The following is a 21710-nucleotide window of genomic DNA, read 5'->3' as shown; positions in this document are numbered from 1 at the left end:
TATACATTCCCTATTAAAAAAAGAATTAAACAAAAGTAACTTGTTTTTGATCCCTGTAGAAATAAAGTGTATAGGGAAAGGAAATAGAAATATTTATCAAATCTATTACACGTACAATTAATAAATATTTCAAAAAAAAGAAAAGAAGTTAAAATTATTAAAACAATATTTGTTGAATTATTTGCAATAAAAAAACCCGAACTTCCGAGATTGGATCCCTCATATGTTCTGCGCGACATACCTAAAATTGTAGGTACAAATATAAGCATGGGCAACAAGTATGAATTCGTTCTTATAATTGAAATATACCAAGTATAGTTTGATATTTGACTTGTATTAAAATTCCAAAGTAAAACAGTTAACACAAAAAAGTATATTATTTTAGAAGTATAAATAATATTTGTTAAATAATCTGAACTAGTATAACTATTTCCTAACACGGTTACACAAGACGTCATTACAAGCAAAAATGTTATTATAACTGTTAATTTTAAAAAAAGGTATTTTTTTAAGTTAGCAATTATAATTAGCATATACACAATTAATATCATTCGAAAAAGTGGAATTATCTGTTCTGAAAAACTCCCTATATACATTGTAAAAAAACCATTTATTGCATCCAATAATACTGTAATTGCTAAAATTTTACCTAAAATATATTTTTTATCCAATTATTTTTCCCCACTTTAATTAATTAACTTTTCCAAGCTTCGTAAGAAAAATAAATTATTAGATTTGAATTTTTCTCTTGTTACTCCTTTTTTTACCAATATAATTGACTCCCTAATCGATTCAGCATTTTGGGCTGACATAATATAATTTTTTTTAGTAAAATTATCTACGATTTGTAATTGATGATCATCTATATGCTCACCATACATAGCAAGCCTTGGAACTGCAATAACATTTTTTTTGTTCTTCAATCCAGTTATAATCGCTCCCGTCCCTGCATGTGTAATAATTATATTTGCTTTTTCTATATTTATTTTAAACTCATCTCTATCCAAAAATTGTTCAAATGAATAGTTTTTAGGAATATAGTCACTGTAGCCTACTTGGGCAAATACTTCTTCTTCAATACCATCACTATCAACTAACTCATCAATATATTTAAGTAATCTGTTGAACTGAAATCTCTGCGATCCTAACGTTACAAATATCATAAATTCACCCTCAATAAATACTTCCGTAAAATTTTGCTTTTGGATAGACTTCTATCATTGATTCCCATTGAACAATAAACTCATCAGCAAATTTATAAATAAATTTTCCGGTCAATGTACAACTATCACTCTTTGCAAAAGATTCTATAAATATTAACTTTCTTCTGAATATTTTTCCAATGATAAACATAGGTATTACAGATAAAGCCCCAGTTGAAATAATTACATCTGGCTTTTCCTTTAAAAATATGAATAACGATTGTATGAGATTTTCTAATAAATAAATAAATAGTAATTTTTCTCGACGATTAATTTGACGAATATAATATAACTTATTTTTTCCCCTACTATATATAGTTTTTTCCGTAACCATAAATAATTCATGGTCTTTATCTAGATTCTTCAACATCAATAATTGTTCATAATGTCCACCAGAAGATGCAATCAAACAAATTTTCTTTTTTCTCAAACTTTTCCCCCCTAATAAGCCCCATTCGGACACATCATCACGAACACGGTCTTCACAATGATTTTCAGATCATACAAGAAACTTTGCTTCTGGATATAAAGCAGATCGAGTTCTACCATATCTTTGAAGCCGACATCGCTGCGGCCATTGATCTGCCACAAGCCAGCACAGCCTGGTTTCACCAGCAAACGCAGCATGTCGCATTCATCATATTTGATTACTTCACGTTCAAGTGGCGGGCGTGGTCCCACTAGACTCATCTCACCTTTTAAGACATTCCACAATTGCGGTAGCTCATCAAGACTCGTCTTGCGAAGGACGCGACCGATCCGGGTAACGCGTGGATCGTCTTTCATTTTGAACATCGCGCCTTCGACTTCGTTTTTATCTAATAAAGTGATCAAGCGTGCTTCTGCATCGATACACATCGTGCGAAATTTATACATTTTGAATTTGCGGCCGTTATGACCGATTCGAGTTTGACTGAAAAAGATCGGACCGCTCGGCTCTTCTTTTTTGATCAAATGGATAATCAGTAAAAAGAGTGGTGCCAATAAAATCAAGCCGATCAGACTGCCGATGATATCCAAGCTTCGTTTAAAAAAATAATAAATGCTACGTTGCGCGATCAATTCTAATTGATCAAAAATTAGATTTTGACCGCTTCTTCTTTCGACGACAATATTTTCAAGTCTTGTCGGCTGTTTAAGATAATGTTCTTTTCGTTTCCCAACTTCCAACCTTCTTCCCCCTTCACTTTTTTACTGGATGGCATCGCCGTTCACGATGTCTTTTGCATGTTGTTTAAGTTCCGACACAACAGTTTCCCCAAACTGTTTTTGGATAAGCTGGTACGCAGCTTGTAAGTAGCAAGCGCGTTTTGTGATTCCATGAGCATCTGATGCTATCACGTGTGCCTTTTTTGTTTTAATTAATTCTAAGCCAAATTTTTGTGCTTCTTTTCCAAATATTCCGACGATACTAGGTGCGGTGACTTGTGTCAGACAGCCTAGATTCAAGAAAGTCTGGAGTTGATCTTCGTCGGCTTGTAATACGTGGTTCCGTTCAGGATGGACGATGATCGGGGTTTTTCCAGCTTGCCGTAATTGATACAACATTTTTTCGGTGTACCATGGTATCTCCCGCGTCGGTAATTCTAATAATAAATACGTATCTTCCACATCTGTAAAGAGAATTCGATGCTCGCAAATATCCGTTAACAATTGATCTGTGATCCGGACTTCCTGACCTTCAAATAAGGTCAACGGAATCGCTCGTTGATCGAATGCTTTTTGCAGTTGTGCAACTTGTTTGATGATGGTGGATCGCTCGTTTTGATAGTGCCGATTATAATGGGGCGTACATAAAATATGCGTGATCCCCTGGTCGACTGCCTGTTGCGCCAACTTCAGCGCGTCATCCAAATCCTGAGGGCCATCATCGACACCAGGTAAAAGATGGCAATGGGTATCGATCATTGTGCAGCCCTCCTAGTTAACCATAATAATAATACGATGAACTACTTTGGCTTTTAGCGCCGTTATAAATGACGCCTAAAATATTAGCGTTAGCTATTTTTAATAGTTCATGTGCTTTTAAGATTCCTTGCTTACTTGTTTTCCGTTCGCGAACGACTAAAAGTGTGCCGTCGGTTTTGGCTGCTAAAATCTGTGCATCGGTGACCGTAACGACTGGCGGCATGTCAAAGATCACAAGATCGTAGTAGTCATTCATCTGCTTCAAGACTTCTGTCATTCGTTTTGAATCTAGTAATTCAGACGGATTCGGCGGCTTAGGACCACTTGGTAAGATCGCTAAATTTGGGATAGCAGTCTCGATCGCATATTTCTCACAAGTCGCTTCCCGATCCCCCAACAATGTTGAAAGGCCATCTGGATTCGGAATTTTGAAGGTCAGCGCTAATGTTGGCTTGCGCAGATCTGCATCGACTAACAAAACTTTTTTCCCGCCGTTAGCAAAGACGATCGCTAAGTTAGCCGAAGTAGTGGATTTTCCTTCTGACGGTCCAGAAGAAGTGACTACAATAGATTTCAATTCACGATCGACAGATGAGAATTGGATATTAGAGCGGATCGTTCGATATTGTTCAGCGGCTTTGGCTTTTTGATCGACTAAAGTGATCAGTGAAACGGCTGAATTATTTTTCTTTTTAGCCATAGCTTCCTCCTATACTCGTGGACGCGCGCGTCGAGTCGGTTCATCGATGGTCGCCGTGAAATGTGAATTGCCAAATGCTAGACGGCCTTCAATGTTCGTGCCGCGTTTGATGTCTTTACTACTCATCTCATCGACGGCACCTAAAATGGGTAGTCCCATTTCTTCAGCAATAAAACGTTCATCTTTGACAGTTTTGTCTAACAACTCCAATAAGAATGCCAGTCCGACTCCTAACATGATGCCTACAACTGCGCCGATCAAAATATTCAACTGATTGTTAGGCGAAACCGGATGCATATTAGCCGCAGCTTTTGATGTGATAGTAACTTTATTGACATCTAACACGAGGCTGGCTTTTTTACGAAAAACGTTCGCGGTGACATTGGCGATCCGCATCGCGTTATCGGGATGATCCGTCGTGGCTTTGATTTGGAACATTTGTGAATTTTGTGATTGTTCGACCGTTAAGATGTCTTTTAAATGACTGATGCTCGTATTGTAGTTATACTCGCTGGCCAATTTTTCTTGGACGGGTTTTAATACGACATCGCCCATGATCATATCTTTATACGTGTTGATCAATAATACATTCGCATTGACATCGGACTGCAAATTCATGCTGTCCGTTTCTTTTTTGGATTGGACGATAAGTTCAGCTGAAGAGCTGTATTTTGGGGTGATCAAGAAAAATGTCGCGATTCCTGCGGCTGCCGTCATGAAAAGTGCGGCTAATACGATCAATAAGAATCGTTTTTTCAAAATACTAAAAATCTCAGCTAAGCTAATAGTTTCTTCCATAGTTTCACTTCTTTCTATTAATAGCGTTTATCTGGCGATCAATTTTTTCCGTAGCACTTCACTTGCGATCCACAATGCGGCGGCTGTTAGTAACGCCGCGCCGCCGACATACACAAAGGTCAAAATAAAATCGTGGACATAGGTCGTCAAAAAGCGGTAAAGCGAGGTCGACGCGACACCTAGACGATAGACGATCTTTGATAAAAGCAGATAGCCTGGTAAAACAGTCAACATCAGACCGCTGCCGCCGACGACATAGGCTAGGTAGCGGATCTTCCGATGCGTAAAGGGTCCGACGACTAAGATCACGCCAATGACTAAGATCAAGGTGATGACTGCGACAACTAAGATCAGCAGCATCAACGTACTGTTAAAAGCGATCAATTTTCGGCCATAAGTCAATATGTAAGGAATCTCGATATGACGATCGAATTCGGTCAAAGCGGCCGTTTTTAATTGATCTACCTCAGAAGCTGCTTGCGGCGTGGCTAGATCGACTTGTTGTTGATCCGCGTAATCCGTGAGGGTCGTCGTGATTTTTTGTTCGATCTGATCGCGTTGTTTGATTTGAAACGGAACGTCAGTATAGATACCGCGAATAAAACTATCTAGATTGGCTTGTGTTTGTTTTGGTGTGACCGTCCCAACTAACAATTCGACTGGCACGTTACTTGCTCGACCTAGATCACCGATACTTTGATTGATCTCAGCGGTGATCGTTTCGGCGTAATGGGCTTTTTGCGTTTTGTCGATCATAAATTCTTGATTGAACAATGTCGTTTTAACGATGACCAATGAGAACAACCCAAACAGTGAAAGTGAACAAATGAACGCGCAAAGCCAGCGCGGTGCTCGGCGTAAAAATTTATTTTTCTTCATCACGTCCTCCTAACGATTTGGATCGATCTCAGGTCCATTTTTTAATTCACAAATGACAAACAACCGATTATCCGTTAGACCAAAAGAAGTTTCACTATGACAGGTATATAAGATCAACAAATGTTTTTTCTTTTGTTTGATCAAATGGTCGATCTCTTCGTCTTCTTTGTTCCGGACATTGGCTTTGGTCACTTGATACGTATAATTCGCATAATTCGTCTTGAGCTGGATCGCATCGCCGATCTTTAGTCCGTTCATTTTATTGAAACCGTCTAAATTATGCCCTGCGATCAATGTCGTTCCCGTTTCACCAGGAAAGACTGAGCCAAAGTATTGACCCGCGCCTAAGCGTAAAATTTCTTCGGTATCTCCGTAGTACAATGGAACATTCAATCCGACTGTTGCCATCTGAATCTGACCATATTGTTGGCCGCCAGAAGGATAGTGCACATCACTTGAAGGCAAGCGCCCGTGAATTAATTTTTGCTCAACTGCTGCGTCGGTGACTGCTTTAAAATCAGTCGTGGCACTTTCAGCTAACTGTGTTTGTTCAGCTGAAGCGGCCGCCTTTGTTTCAGGTGTTAACGCCGTAGTGGCTGCTTCGGCGGAATGTCCAGTCGGAACATCAGCGAGTAAAAATAGTTCTAATGAAGAGGTGACAAATTGAATGACAGGTTTTCCAGCAATGTACATCAGACCATACCCAAGGGTCAAAAAGAGAGCTGGGGCGCAAAGTGCCACCCCGATCCTCTTTAATTGTTTGCCTGCTTTATGCAAGCCGTGTCTTTCTTCCTACTACAAACGCACCTGCTGCGAGAGTTAGTAGAGCCCCAATGATCACAAAGCTACCAAAGTAATTCACTCCAGTTTGTTTGATCGCATTTGCTGAGCTGTACACAACTGAGGGTTTCTGACTCGCTGAATTTCCAGCATTTCCACCAGTTGCTTTCTTGGATAATTGCGCAAATCCGCCATTCCAACTCGTAACGACTAAACCTAGTGCATCAGCCGCTTTAGTTACGTAGCCTTGGATCTGAGCAATCACATCCCGTGGCAAGGCTTCAACTAACTCTTCAATTGAATTGATGTTTGAAACATCGATTGATTGAGCAGAAAGTAAGCTGATCGCGGCTTGGATGTTCGTTACCGCTGTCTCGATTTGAGCTGCCGTCAGTTCTTCGTTTTTCAAGTGATTCTCAGCCTGTGTGATCTGAGTCTCAGGAACGTAAAACGTCTTGCCGCTGATCGTGACTGGTGTACGCAATGCATCGATGATTCGCTGTTCGTCTGCTCGGATCGCACCGGCTGCTTGCGCTTTTGGTGTTCCCAAGATGAAGCACATTAAGCAAACAACTACTATGCCAACAAGCTTTTTCATTCATGGACCTCCTTTATTAGATTTGCTGCTTCCAAATAAAATAACTATTTTTAAAATATTTTAGAAGAACCAGCGTCTTCATTATATAATAACTTTCTGAAAATGGAGCTTTCGTTCCCTGATTGTTATTTGTTTTTAATTTGTTGATCTACCCGCCACAATCACAATTTTAATTCGCCATTTAATAGCTATTTGAACCTTTTCCGCCATTAGAGAACATTCATTATGATTTTATTTTATTGTCTTTTCCCATCCCTTTTATGAAAAATAAAATTACAGATAAACAAAGAATAAAAAATAACTGATTACATTTTTAAACTGATAACTTATTTTTTGTCTGTTTTTCACTTTTTCTACTATAGTAGCAGCTTTATTCTTTTCAAACTCTCCTTCAAAAAAATTTGATGCTGCGTATTTGCCCTAAATAAAAAAAGTTGAACTCAATGAGCTCAACTTTTTTGACTAGTACAAGATTATTTTGTTTCTTGATCTTCGCTAGCTTGTTCACTTTTAGCTTCGGCTTTTTCTAATTCGTCGATTTTTTTCGCTAAACTTTCTTTGATATAAACGGAGACTTGACCGTCATTCACCGGGAAAACGCCGATGCCATTTTCATCTAATTCGATGCGGGCTTCATTGTTGCCTAAGATATCGACAAATGTCTCCCCACCGTGGATCGCGCTGATGGTCATTTGTTTTTCGCCGCCGCCGTTATTCGTCATGATGACGGCCATCCCGGAATTTTCTTGCTCAAAACTGCCGGTGGAAGTCCAGCCGATGATATGGGGATCATCGAAGTAATCTGCTTGGCCCCCAAAGGCGATATGTTTGCGCAATTGCAACATGATCTCTAAGCCGAAACCGACTTTTCCGATTTCTTCTGAGCCGAAGAGATCGGTCCAAAAAACAACTGGCGTTCCTTCATCACGTAATAAAATCAATGCGTAGGCGTGACATTTGAACCAACCATCCACCCATGACTCAAGGCTCTGACCTTTTTGCGTATCGTGGTTATCGACAAAGGTGACGGCCCAATCTGGTCGTGCTTGGATCAATGTCCCGTCAAAAATCGTTCGCATGTCATACGTGCCCATCGTGGTTGCGGCTTGATATAAATTAAAATGCAGCGGCACGTCGAATAAGCGGATCAGATTCCCCGATGAATCTAAATAACCGATCAGATCATCTAAATTATCGGACCAATATTCACCGACCACAAACATCTCTTCGTCTTTTTCTTTGCGGCGATTCAATAGCCAGTCAACAAATAAATCAAACTTGATATGTTTGACCGCATCGAGACGATATCCGTCAATGCCTGTCAATTCTTGGTACCATGCACCCCATTTATCGAGTTGCTCGATCGTCTCGGGGTTCGCCATATCCAAATTACACCCCATCAAATAATCAAAGTTACCATTTTCATCATCGACTTTCGGCTGCCAACCTTTCGAATCTAAATTAAAAATCGCGTGGTCTTTGCTGCGGGCATCATAGTCCACACCAGAAAAATTATCAGCGGTCCAAGTGTAGTCATTGTATTTTCCGGCGCGACCCGGGAAAGTAAATTTCGTCCAAGCTTGGATCGTTTTTTCTTCACTCGTTGGTTGTGTTCGATCATCAAAGCGGTATGCCACAGCCGACACTTCTTCGGTTTCATCTGCACCCATAAAATGATCAAACACGATATCTGCGTAGACTTCTAAATCATTTTCTTTCAACGCGTTGATGCACGCTAAATATTCGTCTTTCGTCCCGTATTTTGTTCGGACGGTATTTTTTTGCTCAAATTCACCGAGGTCATAGAGATCATAGGTTCCATATCCTACATCATCGGCACCAGCAGATCCTTTGTAAGCCGGTGGCAACCAGACTGCTGTCAGTGCCATCTTGTTCAGCAAGGCCGCTTTTTCGCGAATCGTTTTCCAATGAGAACCGTCAGCTGGCAAATACCATTCAAATCCTTGCAGTATTGTCTTGTTTCCCATAAGATCCCCCCTTATCTCATTATTTTATCATAAAATGAGTTATTTTGACGATTTTTAGCTAGGAAGTTAGTTAAATTGTTTTGACTGTTTTTGAACGTTTACGATTGATTCGTTCAATCTCATATGTTACTATAACTAATGAAGGAGGGATGGAAATGCTTACAGAGGAACGACGCAAAAAAATCGTCGAATGGTTAGATCAATATTCGATCGTTAAGTCTCAAGATTTAGTCACACAGTTAAATGCTTCTGAGTCAACGATCCGCCGTGACTTACAAGAATTAGAAGATGAAGGTCTCTTAGTCCGGATCCACGGCGGCGCGAAACGTTCGCAACATTTGGAACAAGAAGCTGCGATGGCGGAAAAAACATTCAAAAACATTCATCAAAAGCAAGCAATCGCTCGTTTAGCGGTAGAATATTTAACAGAAGGCGATGTGATTTACTTAGATGCGGGCTCGACGACTTTAGAGATGGTGCCTTTATTAAAGAATAAAATTTTAACTGTCGTCACCAATTCAGTTGGGATCGCCGCGCGTCTAGTCGAGCAACAAGTGCCGACGATCGTCATTGGCGGCCGGATCAAATTGACTACGGATGCCGTGATTGGAACGCAAGCGATCGAACAGCTGACTAATTATCGTTTCAATAAAGCGTTCATCGGTATGAACGGTGTGCATCCGACTCATGGATTCACGACACCGGACACAGAAGAAGCTTCGTTGAAAAAATTAGCGATGCAACAAGCGGAAGACGCCTATGTCTTAGTCGATCATACCAAATTCGGTCAGACGAGTTTTGTGAAAGTCGCGCCTTTAGATAGTGCGACCATCCTCACCGATAAATGCCCGTTAGTGCTTTATGACAAAGTCGCAGAAATGACAACTATTAAGGAGGTCACTGTATGATCTATACAGTCACATTGAATCCCTCGATCGATTACATCGTTCATGTGGATCAACTGAAAATCGGTGACATCAACCGAATGAAAAATGATTTTAAACTACCTGGCGGAAAAGGCATCAATGTTTCCCGTATCTTACAGAGAATCGACAACACATCGACTGCCCTTGGTTTTTTAGGCGGCTTTACTGGCGGTTTCATCAATGATTGGCTGCAAGCAGAAAATATTGCGACGAATTTTACTCCCGTTGCCGATGATACGCGGATCAATATCAAATTAAAAGCCGACGCGGAAACGGAGATCAACGGGCAAGGCCCTCACGTCACAACCGCTGACCGTGATCATTTAAAAACGATTTTAAGTGGTGTTACTGCACAAGATATCGTCGTTTTTTCTGGCAGCAAGCCCGCTAGTGTCCCTACTGGTTTTTATCAAGAATTGATCGAAGTCGTCAAGGCACAAGGCGCGACTTTTGTGATCGATACGACCGGTGAAGATCTGTTAGACGCCTTACCTCAAGCACCGTTACTTGTGAAACCAAACAATCATGAGCTAGCTGATCTTTACCAAACGACTTTCAATTCAATTGAAGATATTTATCCTTTTGGCAAACGGTTGTTAGCAGAAGGTGCCCAACACGCGCTCGTTTCAATGGCTGGTGATGGCGCCCTGCTCTTTACTAAAGATGGTATCTACCAGTCAAACGTATTGAAACGCCCCGTCAAAAATTCAGTTGGTGCAGGCGATTCCATGATCGCAGGTTTTGTCGGCAGTTTTACCAAAACGCAAGATCCCGTGGAAGCATTCCGTTGGGGCGTGGCGTGTGGGAGTGCCACGACATTTTCCGATGACTTAGCCACCGAAGCCTTTATCAAAGAACTATTACCTGAAGTGAAAATCACAAAAGTAAATTAGGAGGGTTCCTATGGATATCAAAGATTTATTAGTAAAAGATGCCATGATCATGGATCTAAAAGCGACGGACAAACGCGGTGCGATTGATGAGATGGTCCAAAAAATGTATGACGCAGGTCGCATCTCAGACATCGAAACTTACAAAGCTGGGATTTTAAAGCGGGAAGCGCAAACGTCCACTGGTTTAGGTGACGGGATCGCGATGCCTCACGCAAAAAACAGTGCCGTCAAAGAAGCGACGGTCTTGTTTGCTAAAAGTAAACACGGGGTGGATTATGAATCACTAGACGGCCAACCTACTTACCTCTTTTTCATGATCGCCGCTCCAGAAGGTGCCAATGATACGCACTTGCAAGCACTAGCTGCGTTGTCGCGTTTATTGATCGATCCTGATTTTGTCGCAAAACTAAAAGCTGCAGATTCACCTGATGAAGTCCAAAACTTATTCGATACGGCGGAAAAAGCTAAAGAAGCAGAAGAAAAAGCCGAAGAACAAGCGCAAGCTGAACAACAGTTAAAAGCTGACAACCGCAAATATATCGTGGCCGTTACCGCTTGTCCAACTGGGATCGCCCACACTTATATGGCGGAAGACGCGTTGAAGAAAAAAGCCAAAGAAATGGGCGTTGACATCAAAGTCGAAACGAATGGTTCTGAAGGGATCAAACATCGCTTGACCGCCGAAGACATCGCACGAGCGGATGGCGTCATCGTTGCAGCGGATAAAAAAGTCGAGATGGATCGTTTTGACGGAAAAGAATTAGTCAATCGCCCAGTTAGTGACGGGATCAGAAAACCAGAAGAACTGATCGACCTAGCGTTGAGTGGCAAAGCTCCTGTCTTCCGTGGTGCTGGCGGTGCTGGCAGTGATGCCGCTGAAGAAGCCAGTGATAATGGGACAGTTGGGCAACGGATCTACAAAGATCTAATGAATGGGATCTCTCATATGTTACCGTTTGTTATCGCTGGCGGGATCATGATCGCTTTATCTTTCATGATCGACCAATTCATGGGTGTGCCACAAGAACATTTAGCCAAACTTGGTAGTTACAACCAAGCAGCCGGCTGGTTCAATCAGATCGGTCAAGCAGCGTTTGGCTTTATGCTTCCTGTCTTAGCTGGTTTCATCGCATCAAGCATCGCAGATCGACCTGGCCTAGTCGCTGGTTTTGCAGCTGGTGCGTTAGCGAATGCGGGTGGCGCTGGTTTCCTTGGCGCGTTAGTCGGTGGTTTCTTAGCCGGTTATGTGATCCAATTCTTACGGAAAGTCTTCAAAGGCTTGCCAAAATCATTGGACGGCATTCGGACGATTTTATTTTATCCATTCTTCGGTCTGTTAGTCACTGGCTTTTTGATGCTTCTGATCAACATTCCAATGAAAGCTATCAATGATGCATTGACTGGTTTCTTGACTGGCCTAGGTGGTGCGAACGCGATCTTGCTAGGTGCCCTTTTAGGCGGGATGATGGCCATCGACCTAGGTGGACCGATCAACAAAGCCGCTTATGTATTTGCAACTGGAACATTAGCTTCGACTGTTGCCACAGGTGGTTCGATCGTGATGGCATCTGTTATGGCCGGCGGAATGGTTCCCCCTCTTGCGATTTTCGTAGCGACGCGGCTCTTCAAAAATAAATTTGAACAAAGCCAAATCGATGCAGGTTTGACCAACATCGTCATGGGGCTCTCATTCGTTACAGAAGGCGCGATCCCATTTGCAGCCGCAGATCCAGCTCGGATCATCCCAAGTTTTGTCGTCGGATCTGCTTTGACTGGCGGACTCGTAGGTGCTTTTGGAATCAAATTACTAGCTCCTCACGGCGGAATCTTCGTCGTCTTATTATTGAGTCATCCGATTTTATATTTATTATTCGTCGTAATCGGTGCGATCGTATCTGGTCTCATCTACGGCTTCTTGAAAAAACCAGTGGCAGCTAAATAAGCTGTTCGGTAATCGAAAAAGCAACTCTTACTTCGCGTAGTCGCAGTAAGAGTTGCTTTTTTGTTAACTCATAGTGGATGATTCCTCAACTAAAAAAACAAAAAGGAGCCGACTGAAACTTTCGACCCCTTTTTCGGAAAGGATAATTTAACGATGACGCTCTGAACGATGCTTGACTTTTACCGGTGCTGGTTGCGGTTGACTGACAAAAAACATCGCGATCGACAAAAGCAACATGCACAAGCCTAATTTCAAACCAAATGGCGGTAGCAGTAATAAAATCAAGATCACCAGTAACGTTGGCAGCATAATGAAACGATAGCGTTGTTTATTCATCAGCGTTCCCTCACATTCCAGCTATATTTGCTTCTTCTTTGATCGAAGCTTGTTGTTGATCAATAAATAAAACGACTAATTTGTTTTCAGCTTTTTCTAATGACAATGAGATCGAATGTTTCTTATGACTGATCTGATGGATCGTCACATCACCTAGTTTTTCCTTCAACTCGACTAGCGGAAAATCGTCCATTGCTGATTTTGGAATGAACAGTTGTAAAATCGCTGTGTATTCCTCAAAACGATCATCTTCGACTTTTAATTCGATCAGATCCCGGATATAATATTCATACGCCGAGACACCCTTGTCTAACGTGAGTTCCGGATAAAGGACGTGATAGTTCATCATCTTCTCGCCTTCATCATCGATCCAAGGAAAATACGCTAAAATATTCAGCGAGCCTTTTAAGCGATGGACTTGATATTTTTCATTCAAAAAATCATAGGTCCGCGTTACAAAAACACTGGCTTTACTTTTTTCGGTTGGCTGGTACTGATCATTTTGGTATTGAACCGTCTGAATCAATGTGTCTTCAAAGGCAAACTCCGTGTACGGCTCTTTTAAAACACCGACGCCATTTGTATACGACAACTGGGGAATCCCTAACTGATCGCGAAACAGCCGTTGAAAACGTAGATTGATCGCTTCATCCCATTGAAAAGGATCTTTATATAACTCGACGATCACGCCATCGCCCATCTCAGTAACTTCTTCGACTTGTTGGACTTCTAACAACATTTGCTTTGGAAACAGTTTCTTGTACTCTTTGCCAAAAAAGATCCGCCAACAACTCGTCAAACAAAAGCCTTTATAAAAAACGTCGTAACCAGGAAAAGCATTGCAATCGACACTTTCTTCCCCATTTAACCCCCGCATCTTCGGCAGTTGTTCAGTTGCTTGCGCCGATTCGAACTGACGGCGTTTTTCGATCTGATACGTGTTGTGGTACAAATATTCGTCGTAAGAACGTATATACGCGAAAAAACCATAACGTTTCAAACGGGCCATTTGATAATCTAAAAAGACAGCTTGCCAATACTCATAGGTCGTCTTTTTGATGATACTTTTTTCTAGCAGCGTCCCTTTTAACAAATGGATCGAGGACTCTTCCTCATTATTTTTTAAGCAAATCCAATTGTCTTCTTCTAGCGTGAACGACGCGAGTAAAGTTTGTAATTCTGTTAAATCAAATGCTCGTGTTTTCCCGTTGATCTGCATCGTATCAGGCTCAAATAGCAAGCGGGCCATAACTAACCAATCTGCGGTGACTTGTTTGACGGCCGCTTCATCTAAGTTATGCAACTGACTGACGCTGTATAGTTTTTGGGCGTTTCCCATTATCATCACCCCTTTTTTTCTCTACACTCTCATTATATCGTAATCCTTTAAAATCTCATAAGAATACGACCAGTATTTTTGCATCTTCTGACAAAAATGATACACTAAAGAAAAATAGGAGGGATTTCCCATGGGCCTAAAATTTGAACGTACGGACAATTTAGATAAAATGTTTGAGAATTTCGCTGTCGATCCGGATAAGAAAGTTCAACCAAAAGAAGAGATCGAACGCTTTTTGAAGCCAGAGCCAAAAGAGAAAAAAGAAAAGAAAAAATAGTGTTTGACAAAAGTTAACCCAAGGAAGTGTAATGAAACATCTTTCTTGGGTATTTTTGAATTTGCTAACGCATTTTGGTAAAAATTAAAAATGAACTTGAAAGGATCTTATCATGATCAATCACTTCGACTTAAAAGTTACAGATTTAGCAGTAAGTTCACACTTTTACCAGCAAATCTTGCGCCCGTTGAATTATCAACCAAAAATCTATACTGAAAAACTCGTCAGTTTTGGTGACGGACTTTCAACTGATCCGATGGGCGACTTGTATTTAAGTGGCGGAATCCCCACCCCATTTCATTTTGCCTTTCAAGCCCCATCTAGAGCAGCAGTCGACCAATTTTATGCCGCTGGTCTGCAGTTTGGTGGACGATCAAATGGTGCACCTGGCCTTCGTGATTATCATCCCGATTATTATGCCGCCTTCTTGATTGATCCAGATGGATATCGGATCGAAGCTGTCTGTCACACATAAGCTCTAAAAATTAAGCCTCAAGAAGATCCTTTCTAATTACTAATTTCTCCCCACCTTCTTCGTTCAAGATAAAAATCTTAGCGTTCAGGAAAGATCGCGCCATTAATAAAAAAACTATGTTACAATTGTTTGGTATTCAAAAATAATTACTTAGTGCCGGTTAAAGTGTACCGTATGAAAATTAACTACATTATCAGAAGTGAAATTATCAGCATAGTAACAGTTTTTTAGCGCTCGCTCTTGTATTGAATGCGGAAGGATGAACAAATAAATGAATAACAAAGCAGAACTTGATAAGAAAAATGCCAAATTATTGTTTGGATTATTTGGTTTCTTTTTATACAATTTACTAAAAGAAACTAGATTTTTTACAAATAAATACCGAATCTTTAGCTTGTACGCAATATCGTTTGCTAGTTTTTTTATTTTTTTAGAGTTGCTCTTAAGTTTTGTCGGCCATGGAATACATGCCCAAAAAGCGATTGCTACCATCATACTTTTAACATTTTCTGTCGTGTATGGAATTTGGGCTTCAGTTTATTTTTATGACCCTGACTAAATTCTTGATTGCAGAAAACTAGAAGTATTGACGTTGCTAATCTGAAGAAAGGAAATATCGAAACATTTCTTTTCGTGATTTAACTCTGAACAACATTAGTTAACAAAGAACCAAAAATAGTGCTTAACCAAAAAAGCAATCCGCAAAGATCACTCTTCACGGATTGCTTTTTCGATTGCCTGCCACGCTTCTGCTTTTCCTTGTTTCGTTTCAGAAGAAAAAATAATAAAATCATCGGCTGGATCAAATTCGAGTTTCTTTTTAATGGCGCTGACGTGTTTGTTCCATTTGCCGCGCGGGATCTTATCGGCTTTAGTCGCCACTAAGATCACTGGTAGTTCGTAATACTTCAAAAAGTTATACATCTGCACATCTTCAGTACTAGGATCATGTCGCAAGTCGACTAATGACACGACAGCTCGTAATTGTTCGCGGCTAGTCAAATACGTTTCGATCATTTGACCCCACTTGGCACGTTCCGTTTTGGAAACTTTCGCATAACCATAGCCAGGCACATCGACAAAATACAGTTGCTGTTCGATCAAATAAAAATTCAACGTTTGCGTCTTTCCGGGCTTACCAGAAGTCCGCGCTAAATTTTTTCGGTCGATCAACGTATTGATAAATGAGGATTTCCCGACATTCGAGCGGCCTGCCAGTGCAATCTCCGGTAATTGATCATCGGGATATTGTTTAGGTGCAACGGCACTGATCACGATCTCGGCGTGATGGACTTTCATCAAAATCATTCCTTTCAAACAAGAAGCGAATCCTTACCGACTAGATCAAGGTAAGCATTCGCTTCTGTCAGTTAACCGGCTTTTTGTTCGCCGTTTTGATAGGTCACGATCGGTTGACCGTCCCCTTCGACTGCTGCTTTGGTGATAGTGACTTTTTCGATCGTTTCATCTGATGGGATATCAAACATGACATCCATCATGATATCTTCAATGATCGAACGCAAGCCCCGCGCACCGGTATTGCGAGCAATCGCTTTTTCAGCGATCGCTGTCAACGCATCGGAATCAAATTCCAAATCCGTCTCATCATAAGACAATAGTTTTTGGTATTGTTTGACTAACGCGTTTTTCGGTTCCGTCAAAATCCGGACTAGATCTTCTGCCGTTAGTTTTTCTAACGCGGTCGTCACAGGTAACCGACCGATAAACTCAGGGATCAGACCAAATTTCAATAAGTCTTCTGGAATGATGTGTTTCATCATACTTTCGTCTTCTGAAATTTTTTGATTGTTCGCACCAAAGCCGATCGTTTTTTCACCTAGTCGATTTTTTACGATGTCTTCGATCCCATCAAAGGCACCTCCGACGATAAATAAAATATTCGTCGTATCGATCTGGATAAATTCTTGATGCGGATGTTTACGTCCCCCTTGAGGTGGCACACTGGCAACGGTTCCTTCCAAGATCTTCAACAAGGCTTGTTGGACCCCTTCACCGGAAACATCTCGAGTAATGGAGACATTTTCACTTTTGCGCGTGATTTTGTCGATCTCGTCAATGTAGATAATGCCTTTTTCGGCCCGCTCAACATTGTAGTCAGCTGCTTGCAACAGTTTTAACAAAATGTTTTCAACATCTTCACCGACATAACCGGCTTCCGTCAAACTTGTTGCATCCGCGATCGCAAACGGTACATTCAATGTGCGTGCAAGCGTTTGCGCCAAGAATGTCTTCCCAGAACCAGTTGGCCCGATTAAGCAAATATTACTTTTTTGTAATTCGACTTCATCGCTTTCGGTCGGTTCAGAGTTGACCCGTTTGTAGTGATTGTAGACAGCCACAGATAACGCGCGTTTAGCCCGATCTTGACCAATCACGTATTCATCTAAGACATTCAACAGTTCTTTTGGTTTTGGTACATCGATGAATTCACGAACATCTTCATCGTAAAATTCTTCGTCAATAATTTCTTTGCAAAGTTCAATACATTCATTACAAATGTAGACACCAGGACCCGCTACGATTTTCTTTACTTCTTCTTGGGTTTTACCGCAAAAAGAGCAGCGAACTGCGTCGCCTCCGCCAGTGTTCTCATACATGGCTTTCACCTCTTGTTTCATTTCCTGCAATCGTTGCAGTCTTTTACTATCATATCATAAAGCGACAAAATACAAAAGCGAGGAAATCATTTGCTAGTGGCCTTAATGTTTTGTTAAAGAGCACTTCTCCCTAGCCTTAGCTAAAGCGACCCACTTCGGAGCAAAGCGCTACTGTTTCGGAAAATACAACGTAAACTGCGTGCCGACACCTAGCTGGCTTTTTACTTCCACTCGTCCATGATGCAGATTCATCAGTTGCTGGACGATCGATAAACCTAACCCTGATTCCGCGTATTTTTTATTCGTCCGAGAAGGATCAACTTTATAGTAACGTTCCCAAATATTTTTGACTTGCTCAGGTGCCATTCCGATCCCGGTGTCTTGGATCGTGATCCCAATTTCGGTTTGCGTTTGAAATAAGCGCAATGTGATCGTTCCGTTTTGCGTAAATTGGATCGCGTTTTGGACGATGTTGACGATGATCTGCATGAAGCGATCATAGTCGGCGTAAAGTTCAACTGGTTCCGCGGTCGCTAACACGAGCTTATCGCCTTCTGCTGCGGCTTTCGTTTTTAATTGCTGGCAGATTTGTCGGATCACTTCCGTCGCATCAAAAACTTGAGGTTCGATCGTGATCTGATTTGCTCGAATGCGTTCGTAATCGAGATTTTCTTTGATCAAGCGAATCATGCGGTCCGTTTCTTTTTCCATCAGTCCAACGGCATTTTTCTGCTGGGCGGCCGGGATCGCATTGTATTTTAGCCCTTCCAGTAACCCTTTAATCGTCGTCAGCGGTGTTTTCATCTCATGGGAAGCATCGGCCATGAATTGTTTCCGCAACTCTTCTTGCCGCGCGATCTCTTCTTGAGAATTTTTCAACGAGACCGCCATCTGATTGAACGATCTTGTCAACTGCGCAAATTCATTCGCGGAATCGGCTTCCGTTAATTGAATGTCAAAATCTCCTGCCGCAATTTTTTGGATCGCTTGATTGAAAGTTTTGATCTTACGCGCCTGTTTTTGCGCTAAAAAGTAACTGACTACTAAGGAGATCAATGCCGCGATGACAAATCCTTTCACCAAATTCGCTAAAATCGAAGTCGCGTTATCGGTAATATTTTGCGCATCTTGGGTCACGCCTAAAACACCGACCGCCTGACCGCTATTTTGTTCATACAGCAACTGGAACACATACGAAGTCGCCTTTTTTTCACCCACGAGATCATGGTTCAACGTTTTGCGCAACTCCCCGTGTTTTTGCAATTTTCCTTGCCGCTTTAACGTCGCATACTCTTCCGCAGATAACAGCTTATCGACTTGGGTTTGGTTTAAGTTAGGGTATTCGGCTTTACGTGCTAGATCAATAAAAATAAAATGCACTTGCTGCGACTTTAAGACTTGTTCTGTCAACTGCATCGCCCGCACGATCTGCTCATTCAACGTCCCGGCACCTAAATAAGGATCATTTTGATAGTCTTCTTGCATCTGCAACACTGAATTACCATAACGAGCCAATTGCCGATAATTATTTTCTTCCAATGAGCGCTGATTAAATTGCGTGAACACAACGCCAGTGATTCCTAAAATTACCAAGATCAGCAATAAAAAAGCAAAAAATAATTGATAAAAATACTTCATCGCGCGTTCCTTCCATAATGAGCCGTTTACTTTAACTGTAAAGCAGAGTTGCGAAAAAAACGTGAAGAAATCCCGAAAGAAGTGCGAGTGCGCGAGTGTCTTTTTCTCCTTAGCTTGGACAGCAAAAAACGCGCAACTTTCGCTGCACGCTTGGTTGAAATTTTTTCTACTGATCGACTTGCGTTGTTTTTGGTAAATCTTTTGTTTTCATCTGACTTGTATCCATTTGACTGAAGAAATGAAAAGCCACTTGATACCCTGCTACAAACAACATAGCCAACACTAAAAAGCCAACTAAAACTTTCACACTTTTTCGCATTTGTGACACGCCCTTTCAACGAGGTCTTCCCTATGATCGACACCTTCATTATACCGTTAAAAAAACGCTTTCACAACTATTTTCGAACTAAAACAGGGAGCCAGCTGACCCGACTCCCTGTTTTGAGCTACGATTGAATGAAAACATCTCGATTCAGCGTCAATTTATTTATTTTGCGTTCCACGCTTTTCCTTCAAATTTCCAACCTTGTTGAACCAAGTTGTCTTTTTCGTTGCTGTTTAAAGTATAGTGATGCGCACCTGATTTAGCATTTGGATTGTAGACCCGTTGCAATTCATTTTCACCACCTGAACACCAGCCTTCACCTTCGTAGTTCCAGCCTTTACCGACTAACATGTCGCGCTCTGCGGCATTTAGTGTGTAATGGTGATCGCCTTCATTTGGATTATACATCCGGTACACTTTTTCACCAGTCGTCGGCGCATTCCAGCCGATTCCTTCATAGTCCCAACCTTTATCTTGCAAAATCACGGCTTCACCGCGATTTTGCGTATAGAAATGTTCCGAGCTATTCGGGTTGTACATCCGATACATCGCGGTCGTACCTGCTGGTGAAGATGCTTGTGGGATCTCCACTTTTTTCTTCGTGAATGCACCTGTGTAGTCTGCGGAAATGTCCACGCCACCTAATAAACCTGGAACTTGTAAACTATCTGACCATTGCCATGCACCATAAGCTTGATAGTAGTTTTCAGTTGACACAGAGTACGGATAAGCAGCTACCCAAATATTTTTCATTCCAAGTGCGTTACCATCTAATGTTCCGCCAGCTTGCAACCAGCTCAAACTGGCATAGTGCTGTGTATTATTGAAACCATGTTGATTCAAACGTGCCGCAAAAGCTTGTGAATCTGCTGTATTTGACGCATTGCGGATCTCCGCTTTCTCGATGTCATTGACCATTACTGTATCTTTATCTAAACCAAATTCATTAGCTTTTGCCGCAAAGAAATCCGCTTCAGCCGCCGCTTGTCCTGCTCCTAAAAATTCACTAAAATGGTAAGCCGAAACTTTCATCCCAGCAGCTTTTGCGTTGTTGATCTGAGTTCGCGCATGTTCATTCACATACCACGTTCCTTGTGTTAATTTCACGACGATCCCCGTGATCCCATGATTACGCATCGATTTGAAGTTTTCAACTGACAATGCACCTTGGTGAGAAGAAACATCCACAAAGCTTTTTGTCGGCGTGTTTGGATTAGCGGCTGAAACAGATACGCCTGCACGTGGTTCTGGCTTTTTATCTTCTGCTTTATCCGAACGATTCATTGGTAAACGATATGTATTTTCTGCTAATTCTTTATGTGAACTTTGCTCTTCAGCTGCTTGAACATTTTGAGCAAATCCTAAAACCATCATAGTTAATAATGTAACACCCATAAATTTTCTTTTCATACGTAAACATCTCCTTGTGTGTGATTGTGTGTGTTTTATTTTTTCAACATGGCTATTGTAGCCCGGATCAAGGCGATTGAATAGGCTTTTTAAAGGAGATTAGTGTTTTTTTTAACTATTTCAAAAACGCCGTTTATCGAAATAAATCGTAATCTATCCGCTATCAAGCAGTTATCTATTTAATAGGAAAATCGCGGTCTAAACAAAAGAATTCGTGTTATCTGACCAAATTTTATCGATTGATTTTCGTAATCGTTTTCTTGTTATTAGCGGAGTTAGGAAATAATATTTCATTATTTTACTTCTGTCATATGAATGAAATGTCAAAGGGGCTGTCAAGGGAAAAACGACCTTAAAACAAAAGAAAAAAACAGTTCAAAACGAATTTCAACTTCGTTTTAAGCTGTCAAAGCTCGTCTAATAAAAATCGAACAACTCGCTTTCATTAAATCTTTTGATGTGTGACCGTTTTAACATTAGATCGTTTGAAGATTGTCTCCTATTAAACTAATTTGCTCAATTTTTTAACCAACCGAGACTTTGTGGATACTAATCAAAACCACCCGTGTGAACGGGTGGTTTGTTCTTCGGCTGAAAGCCTCTATTACCGGCCACGGCCTAAAAGGCCCTCTGAAAGGTCTCCCTTCCGCACCACTTCTACTCGCTGATTCTAAAAGA

The 21710-nt window shown here is 41.2% G+C and carries 24 protein-coding genes; 6 read left to right on the top strand and 18 right to left on the bottom strand.

Features of this window, described 5'->3' with window-relative positions; all coding sequences use genetic code 11:
* The 11 genes from GVJ38_RS13265 to GVJ38_RS13215 all read right to left on the bottom strand — a co-directional run.
* A partial coding sequence (locus tag GVJ38_RS13265; RefSeq protein ID WP_159723676.1) for an O-antigen ligase family protein occupies positions 1-671 on the bottom strand: 671 nt, incomplete at its 3' end.
* A gap of 15 nt (positions 672-686) precedes the next feature.
* Complete coding sequence (gene pssE, locus GVJ38_RS13260) at positions 687-1163, bottom strand: PssE/Cps14G family polysaccharide biosynthesis glycosyltransferase (RefSeq protein ID WP_159723674.1); 477 nt, start codon at positions 1161-1163, stop codon at positions 687-689.
* 10 nt (positions 1164-1173) lie between these two features.
* Positions 1174-1632, bottom strand: coding sequence for a PssD/Cps14F family polysaccharide biosynthesis glycosyltransferase (pssD, locus tag GVJ38_RS13255; RefSeq protein WP_235032907.1), 459 nt, complete (start codon positions 1630-1632; stop codon positions 1174-1176).
* An 11-nt stretch (positions 1633-1643) separates the two neighbouring features.
* Complete coding sequence (locus GVJ38_RS13250) at positions 1644-2315, bottom strand: sugar transferase (protein WP_159723680.1); 672 nt, start codon at positions 2313-2315, stop codon at positions 1644-1646.
* A 78-nt stretch (positions 2316-2393) separates the two neighbouring features.
* Positions 2394-3110 carry a tyrosine-protein phosphatase gene (locus tag GVJ38_RS13245; protein WP_159723672.1) on the bottom strand — a complete coding sequence of 239 codons (717 nt, stop codon included), beginning with the start codon at positions 3108-3110 and terminating at the stop codon, positions 2394-2396.
* 16 nt (positions 3111-3126) lie between these two features.
* A complete protein-coding gene (locus tag GVJ38_RS13240; protein WP_159723670.1) occupies positions 3127-3810 on the bottom strand; it encodes a CpsD/CapB family tyrosine-protein kinase in 684 nt (227 codons plus the stop codon).
* A 9-nt stretch (positions 3811-3819) separates the two neighbouring features.
* Entirely contained in the window at positions 3820-4608 is a 789-nt protein-coding gene (locus GVJ38_RS13235) for a YveK family protein (RefSeq protein WP_159723669.1), read from the bottom strand.
* Positions 4609-4635: 27 nt separating this feature from the next.
* Positions 4636-5487, bottom strand: a complete 852-nt coding sequence (locus GVJ38_RS13230) for a hypothetical protein (RefSeq protein WP_159723667.1) — start codon at positions 5485-5487, stop codon at positions 4636-4638.
* Between the two features lie 9 nt (positions 5488-5496).
* The gene (locus GVJ38_RS13225; RefSeq protein ID WP_235032905.1) at positions 5497-6228 is read right to left on the bottom strand and encodes a class D sortase; all 732 of its coding nucleotides are present in this window, start codon (positions 6226-6228) and stop codon (positions 5497-5499) included.
* A gap of 28 nt (positions 6229-6256) precedes the next feature.
* Positions 6257-6865 (bottom strand): hypothetical protein, encoded by a 609-nt coding sequence (locus GVJ38_RS13220; protein WP_159723665.1) that lies wholly within the window; start codon positions 6863-6865, stop codon positions 6257-6259.
* A 473-nt stretch (positions 6866-7338) separates the two neighbouring features.
* Positions 7339-8853 (bottom strand): alpha-amylase, encoded by a 1515-nt coding sequence (locus tag GVJ38_RS13215; RefSeq protein WP_159723664.1) that lies wholly within the window; start codon positions 8851-8853, stop codon positions 7339-7341.
* Positions 8854-9008: 155 nt separating this feature from the next.
* Here GVJ38_RS13215 and GVJ38_RS13210 point away from each other — a divergent pair, with 155 nt between their 5' ends.
* From GVJ38_RS13210 to GVJ38_RS13200, 3 genes are read left to right on the top strand one after another with little or no spacing between them, the layout of a single operon-like run.
* A complete protein-coding gene (locus GVJ38_RS13210; RefSeq protein ID WP_159723662.1) occupies positions 9009-9761 on the top strand; it encodes a DeoR/GlpR family DNA-binding transcription regulator in 753 nt (250 codons plus the stop codon).
* Entirely contained in the window at positions 9758-10672 is a 915-nt protein-coding gene (gene pfkB / locus GVJ38_RS13205; protein ID WP_159723660.1) for a 1-phosphofructokinase, read from the top strand. The genes GVJ38_RS13210 and pfkB overlap by 4 nt, the downstream gene beginning before the upstream one ends.
* Positions 10673-10682: 10 nt before the next feature.
* Entirely contained in the window at positions 10683-12614 is a 1932-nt protein-coding gene (locus GVJ38_RS13200; protein ID WP_159723659.1) for a PTS fructose transporter subunit IIABC, read from the top strand.
* A 147-nt stretch (positions 12615-12761) separates the two neighbouring features.
* Here GVJ38_RS13200 and GVJ38_RS13195 read toward each other — a convergent pair whose 3' ends face one another.
* Both GVJ38_RS13195 and GVJ38_RS13190 read right to left on the bottom strand, forming a co-directional pair.
* The gene (locus GVJ38_RS13195) at positions 12762-12950 is read right to left on the bottom strand and encodes a hypothetical protein (RefSeq protein WP_159723657.1); all 189 of its coding nucleotides are present in this window, start codon (positions 12948-12950) and stop codon (positions 12762-12764) included.
* 10 nt (positions 12951-12960) lie between these two features.
* Positions 12961-14289, bottom strand: a complete 1329-nt coding sequence (locus GVJ38_RS13190) for a hypothetical protein (RefSeq protein ID WP_159723655.1) — start codon at positions 14287-14289, stop codon at positions 12961-12963.
* Between the two features lie 130 nt (positions 14290-14419).
* On the opposite strand from GVJ38_RS13190, the gene GVJ38_RS14240 reads away from it, so the two are divergent.
* The 3 genes from GVJ38_RS14240 to GVJ38_RS13180 all read left to right on the top strand — a co-directional run bounded on the left by GVJ38_RS14240 (position 14420) and on the right by GVJ38_RS13180 (position 15600).
* Positions 14420-14566 (top strand): SPJ_0845 family protein, encoded by a 147-nt coding sequence (locus tag GVJ38_RS14240; RefSeq protein WP_200849515.1) that lies wholly within the window; start codon positions 14420-14422, stop codon positions 14564-14566.
* Positions 14567-14678: 112 nt separating this feature from the next.
* The gene (locus GVJ38_RS13185; protein ID WP_159723653.1) at positions 14679-15041 is read left to right on the top strand and encodes a VOC family protein; all 363 of its coding nucleotides are present in this window, start codon (positions 14679-14681) and stop codon (positions 15039-15041) included.
* Positions 15042-15312: 271 nt separating this feature from the next.
* Positions 15313-15600: a hypothetical protein gene (locus GVJ38_RS13180; RefSeq protein ID WP_159723651.1), complete on the top strand. Its 288-nt coding sequence runs from the start codon at positions 15313-15315 to the stop codon at positions 15598-15600.
* Positions 15601-15749: 149 nt separating this feature from the next.
* On the opposite strand, the gene yihA is transcribed toward GVJ38_RS13180, so the two are convergent.
* The 5 genes from yihA to GVJ38_RS13155 all read right to left on the bottom strand — a co-directional run bounded on the left by yihA (position 15750) and on the right by GVJ38_RS13155 (position 21032).
* Positions 15750-16340, bottom strand: a complete 591-nt coding sequence (gene yihA, locus GVJ38_RS13175) for a ribosome biogenesis GTP-binding protein YihA/YsxC (RefSeq protein WP_159723649.1) — start codon at positions 16338-16340, stop codon at positions 15750-15752.
* Positions 16341-16411: 71 nt separating this feature from the next.
* Complete coding sequence (gene clpX, locus GVJ38_RS13170; protein WP_159723648.1) at positions 16412-17659, bottom strand: ATP-dependent Clp protease ATP-binding subunit ClpX; 1248 nt, start codon at positions 17657-17659, stop codon at positions 16412-16414.
* Positions 17660-17827: 168 nt separating this feature from the next.
* Positions 17828-19297, bottom strand: coding sequence for a sensor histidine kinase (locus GVJ38_RS13165; RefSeq protein ID WP_159723646.1), 1470 nt, complete (start codon positions 19295-19297; stop codon positions 17828-17830).
* Positions 19298-19463: 166 nt separating this feature from the next.
* Complete coding sequence (locus GVJ38_RS13160; RefSeq protein ID WP_159723644.1) at positions 19464-19616, bottom strand: hypothetical protein; 153 nt, start codon at positions 19614-19616, stop codon at positions 19464-19466.
* Between the two features lie 168 nt (positions 19617-19784).
* Positions 19785-21032 (bottom strand): GH25 family lysozyme, encoded by a 1248-nt coding sequence (locus GVJ38_RS13155; RefSeq protein WP_159723642.1) that lies wholly within the window; start codon positions 21030-21032, stop codon positions 19785-19787.
* Positions 21033-21710: the final 678 nt, after the last annotated feature.

The organism is Enterococcus sp. CSURQ0835 (assembly GCF_902706605.1).
Classification (GTDB): Bacteria; Bacillota; Bacilli; order Lactobacillales; family Enterococcaceae; genus Enterococcus_A.
Note: the sequence above shows the minus strand (reverse complement) of the source record. Positions and strands in the feature narration are given on the sequence as shown.